Origin of the sequence: Marinimicrobium sp. UBA4509 (assembly GCF_002388575.1) — a bacterium.
In the GTDB taxonomy this organism is placed as follows: Bacteria; Pseudomonadota; Gammaproteobacteria; order Pseudomonadales; family Cellvibrionaceae; genus Marinimicrobium; species Marinimicrobium koreense.
The window spans coordinates 30,382-34,768 of record NZ_DGMV01000078.1 but is presented as its reverse complement, the minus strand read 5'-3'; the positions used below and the strand labels follow the sequence as shown (position 1 = coordinate 34,768).

At 57.9% G+C, this 4,387-nt stretch carries 6 protein-coding genes; 3 read left to right on the top strand and 3 right to left on the bottom strand.

Annotated elements, in window-relative coordinates; translation table 11 throughout:
• Positions 1-115 precede the first annotated feature (115 nt).
• Positions 116-793 carry a gamma-glutamyl-gamma-aminobutyrate hydrolase family protein gene (locus B3520_RS14535; RefSeq protein WP_123639103.1) on the top strand — a complete coding sequence of 226 codons (678 nt, stop codon included), beginning with the start codon at positions 116-118 and terminating at the stop codon, positions 791-793.
• Positions 794-835: 42 nt separating this feature from the next.
• On the opposite strand, the gene B3520_RS14530 is transcribed toward B3520_RS14535, so the two are convergent.
• The 3 genes from B3520_RS14530 to B3520_RS14520 all read right to left on the bottom strand — a co-directional run bounded on the left by B3520_RS14530 (position 836) and on the right by B3520_RS14520 (position 2,206).
• Positions 836-1,402, bottom strand: a complete 567-nt coding sequence (locus tag B3520_RS14530; protein WP_024462261.1) for a porin family protein — start codon at positions 1,400-1,402, stop codon at positions 836-838.
• A gap of 73 nt (positions 1,403-1,475) precedes the next feature.
• Positions 1,476-1,859 (bottom strand): BON domain-containing protein, encoded by a 384-nt coding sequence (locus tag B3520_RS14525; RefSeq protein ID WP_286806304.1) that lies wholly within the window; start codon positions 1,857-1,859, stop codon positions 1,476-1,478.
• Between the two features lie 77 nt (positions 1,860-1,936).
• Positions 1,937-2,206 (bottom strand): hypothetical protein, encoded by a 270-nt coding sequence (locus B3520_RS14520; protein WP_123639101.1) that lies wholly within the window; start codon positions 2,204-2,206, stop codon positions 1,937-1,939.
• A gap of 338 nt (positions 2,207-2,544) precedes the next feature.
• Between B3520_RS14520 and B3520_RS14515 the strand changes: the two genes are divergently transcribed.
• Both B3520_RS14515 and B3520_RS14510 read left to right on the top strand, forming a co-directional pair.
• Positions 2,545-4,038: a sensor histidine kinase gene (locus tag B3520_RS14515; RefSeq protein ID WP_286806306.1), complete on the top strand. Its 1,494-nt coding sequence runs from the start codon at positions 2,545-2,547 to the stop codon at positions 4,036-4,038.
• The coding region (locus tag B3520_RS14510; RefSeq protein WP_286876355.1) for a hypothetical protein at positions 4,035-4,387 on the top strand (353 nt) is incomplete at its 3' end. The genes B3520_RS14515 and B3520_RS14510, both read left to right, overlap by 4 nt.

Below are 4,387 nucleotides of genomic sequence, written 5' to 3'. Positions count from 1 at the left end.
GAGCTCTGGCGGCGGATGCGCCACGCCTGGCGGACTGTTGCTGGTCGTACCACGAGTTTCTGGCCGATCCGCTGGATCGTTGGTTTGGTGATTGGGTCCAGCAGGTGGAGGATCGATGGTTGCGCCGTTAGTGGCGGTGACCGGGCCGCAGCGAGGTGCATTCGGCCCCCGTTTTCTGGTCGCTCAAGTGCTGCGTCTGTATGGTGCCCGCCCGATACAGGTGCGTCCCAGTGATGTCGACGCACTGCCGGACTTTGATGCGGTGGTGGTGACCGGCGGACACGACGTGCAACCGGTGTTGTACGGTGCGGAGCCCGAGGTCCATCCCAAGTATGATCCCGAACGGGATGAGCTGGAAAAGCGGGTCATTCACAAAGCCCTGGCGGAACATCGTCCGTTGTTGGGGATTTGCCGGGGGGCACAGCTACTGAACGTGTGCCTCGGCGGTACACTGGTGCAGGATCTTCGTCTGCATCGGCGCAAAACCTCGCATCGACGTACCATTCTGCCTCTTAAAACACTGGACGTCGTTCCGGGAACGCTCTTGCTGAAACTACTGGGGCAGGGGGCCCAGAGAATCAATAGCCTGCACAATCAGGCCATCGATCGTTTGGGGCGGGGGTTGCACATCGCTGGGCGGGACCACGATGGTATCGTGCAGGCGGTTGAGGATCCCGCTTACGGTTATTTATTGGGCGTTCAATGGCACCCGGAATTTTTGTTGTACCGCCGTTCGCAGCGGCACCTGTTTCGCGCTTTGATTGCGAGCATAAAAAAGCCGGCCCTGGGGTGAGGCCGGCAAACTGTGCAAACGCACGTGGGTGGAGTTAAGTAATCAGAAGCGCAGGCGCAGGCCAACCTTGACGGTGTCGAGGTCGGTGTCCTCAACGTTCGGTAGTTCCTCGAGGCGCGTATCGATTTCGTAGCGGCTGTACTCGACGATCATGTTCAGGTTCTGCGCCAGGCGGAAATCCATGCCCGCTGCGTAGAAGGGATCGTCACCGTCGGTATCACCCGAACCCACGGGGGTGTCGATATCCGCTTCCCAGAAAAACTGCCCGCCTTTGGCATACAGGCCCCAGCTGTCGGACAGCGGCAGGCGCCCGATCACCGCCATGCCGTAGCCTTCGGCGTCTGCGGTCGCCAGGTCGTTGCCGTACTCGCCGAAATAGGTCGCGCTGGCTTCCAGGCCCACATAGGGGTTGAAAAAGCCCCCGAAGCTCAATTCAAAAAAATCCTTTTCATCATCAAACTCTCCGCCACGGGCCTTGAAGCCACCGTAGCTGCCACCGACGTAGACATGGGCCGCGTTCTCGTTGTGGGAGACGCTGTCCTGTGCCAGAGCGGCGCCGGAGGTCAGCGCCAGTGCGCCTGCGATACCGTACATGATTGACTGTTTCATAGGATCATTCCTCTTTGGTTGTGATTGACAAAGCATGTCAGTGAACATTGAAACGGTCCGGTGAGTCCGGAATTCATTCCTCTTTCGGTGTCACATTCAGGGTGCTCTCGACCGAGCGCACCCCCTGCGTATTCAGCGTCGTGTAATACGCCAGTTCCTGCTGGTCCCGGTGATCAACCTCCCCGCTCAGGGTGACGTGCCCCTGCTGTGTGTCGACCGCAATGCGGGCGCCGGGCAGGTTGATGTTGGCCAGCAGCCGGGTTTTGACCTTGGCCAGGAGCGCGCTATCAGACTGTTGCTCGCTCCAGGCCGACGATGAGTGGTGGTCCTCAGTCAAACGGGGGTTCACTTGTTCTTCACTGCTGGCCTGTTGAGTCAGCAGCGTCATGGTGGCAGCCGTCAGGCTGATGCCAATAATCCAGTAGCTGTAACGTCCCAGACGGGCTAGCGGTGTCATTGTGTGCTCCCCAACGGTTCGGAAATTTCAGTAAAGTGACCGGAACGGCGCGGGGCCGCTCCGGTTCGGCATGGCAATTACTGCCAGCCGCTTCCACTGCCCTGTCCTTCGTATTCGGACTGGGTTACTTCGCCATCTCCATCGCTGTCCATGGACTCAAAGCGGCGGTCACTGATGCCGCTGTTTTTGGCTTCGTCCTTGTTGATGCTGCCGTCACCGTTCTGGTCGATCACCGAGAACGCGGAGTCGGCGCCGCTTCCCTGAGTCTGAGTGTCATCCTGAGCCACTGCGCTCAGGGTTCCCAAAGACAGAAGTGCGGTGGTTGCAATCACAGATACAATTTTCATAATTCACCTCATCATTCCTGTTGGTGTGTTACCAGCTATTGACGCGCCGGTACCGAAGCATGTCAGGCAACGGTGCTGAGTCTTTTTTGCCTGACGCCGAGGTGTATTGCCAAGGTCGTGCCACCTTTCAAAAAATATTTATTTTCAATCACTTAGCTAAATTGCTACCCGTTTGGTGGAATTTTTCCACCGATACAGTGTTGCTAAAGTGCGACGGAGTTTTGGTTTATTGGGCGCGAGGCCCGCTATGATCGGTGGGCGAGGGTGTTTCTTATTGGCAACAGTGCGCCCGTGTTCTGAACGGTCCGGGTGGTCGCCATCGCTACGAGGAAAAATTCATGCCGCACCGAAGAGGCCTGTCACTGTCCCAGCAATGGTTATTGATTGCCGTGGTGACATTGGTGCCGATGCTGGCATTGGTGGCCTATGCGTCCTGGTCGTTTTATCAGCAAATGCACACCCAGCGCCTGCTGGTGGATCACTCCGACGCGCTGGTCAGCCGGCAGTCGGGGTTGAATGCCCAGGTGCGTGATCTGGAGCGCTTTGCCCGGCAATATCGCCTGCTGCGTGATGTGACGTTTCTCGAACCCTATCAACAGAAGCGTGATGCAATTTTGACCGAGCTGGACCAACTGACCCAGTGGTTTGAGGGCGGTACTTCGCGGCGTATTGAACGTGTTGCCAAACCGCAACAGAGCGTGGTTTACGGCGCGCTTGTCGCGCTTGAAAATACGCTGCATGCTCTAAATGATGAAGCAATTCAATCCTGGCAGGACGAAGAATTTACCGAGCAACTTGCCGTTCTCTCCCAGCGTCGCTCCGCACTCGATGAGGCCGTCAGTGAATATGTTGCGGTGCTCAGTGATCGTAACGAGGCGGCGCTTCAACAGATTCTGTGGCGCCTGTCTCTGTTGGGAATGATCAGTCTTCCGGTGACCTTGACGCTTATGGCACTGGGGTTCTGGCAGATGATTCGCCCGCTGCGCCGATTGTCCTCGGCGATCCGTCATTTGGGCCACCGCGATTGGGAAACCCCTATCCGGGTCACCGGCCCCCGGGACCTGCAGGCGCTGGGCGAGCGGCTGGAATGGTTGCGGGGCCAGTTGCTGGCGGTCGAGCAGCAAAAGCAGATATTTTTGCGCCATGTGTCGCACGAACTGAAAACACCACTGTCCGCGATCGTGGAAGCGGGGTCCTTACTGCAGGATGAAGTGCCGGGGCCGATCAATGCTCGCCAACAGAATGTTTTGCGAATTCTGCTCGAGAATTCACAAAATCTGCAGGAACTTATTCAGCAGTTATTGAACTACAACGTCATAACCCACAATGTCACGGTAGAGGATCGAGCCGTGGCTATGGAACCGCTGTGTGCGCGAATTACCCAGCGCCTCGATCAACAGAACCTGCGTCATCGGGTGACCTGGGATTACCAGGGCAGCCCCGGGAGCCTGAACGGCGACACTCACCTGCTGGAAATGATATTGACCAACTTACTGTCCAATGCCTATCACTATTCATCCGATGGCGGCGTCGTGCGCGTGCGCTGGGGAGTTGACCAGAGTGGCGCCTGGTTGTCCGTCGCCGATCAGGGGCCGGGTATTCACCCGAACGATCAGGACAAAATATTTCAGCCGTTTGTGCAGGGACGTGTCCGTCGGCACGGATCGGTACACGGTAGCGGAGTGGGGCTGGCGATTGTCAAAGAGTCAGTGGCCCGGCTCGGAGGCAGTATTGAGCTGACGTCGGCCCCGGGGGAAGGCAGCTGTTTTCTGCTTCGCTATCCGGTGTCAGAGGCGTCCCGGGCGTTACCGATCAGTGAGGCATCGACATGATGAAACTTCGGCTGGTATACCTGTTGTTACTGTTCAGTGGATGCGTTCATTGGGAGGACCGTGCGGTCGACTCCGCGGTGCGCCCTCAGCCGGTACCTTCGCCGCAGGCGCCGGCTAAAGAAGTCACCAGCCACCATACGTTTCACAATCTGGAAGCCCTGGTAACCTTCCGTCATCAGGCCTGCCAACTGCCGGTTGAAGAGCGGGATCAACTGCTCAACGCCTATCGCGAAATGACGTCGGATGAAGCGGTATTGGGTTCGCTTATGCTGGCGACCTGTGAGCCGGATCAGACGCCGGGTCTGTTGGCCAACTCGTTGGTCGCCGCCCGGAGTATCGAGCGTCCGCC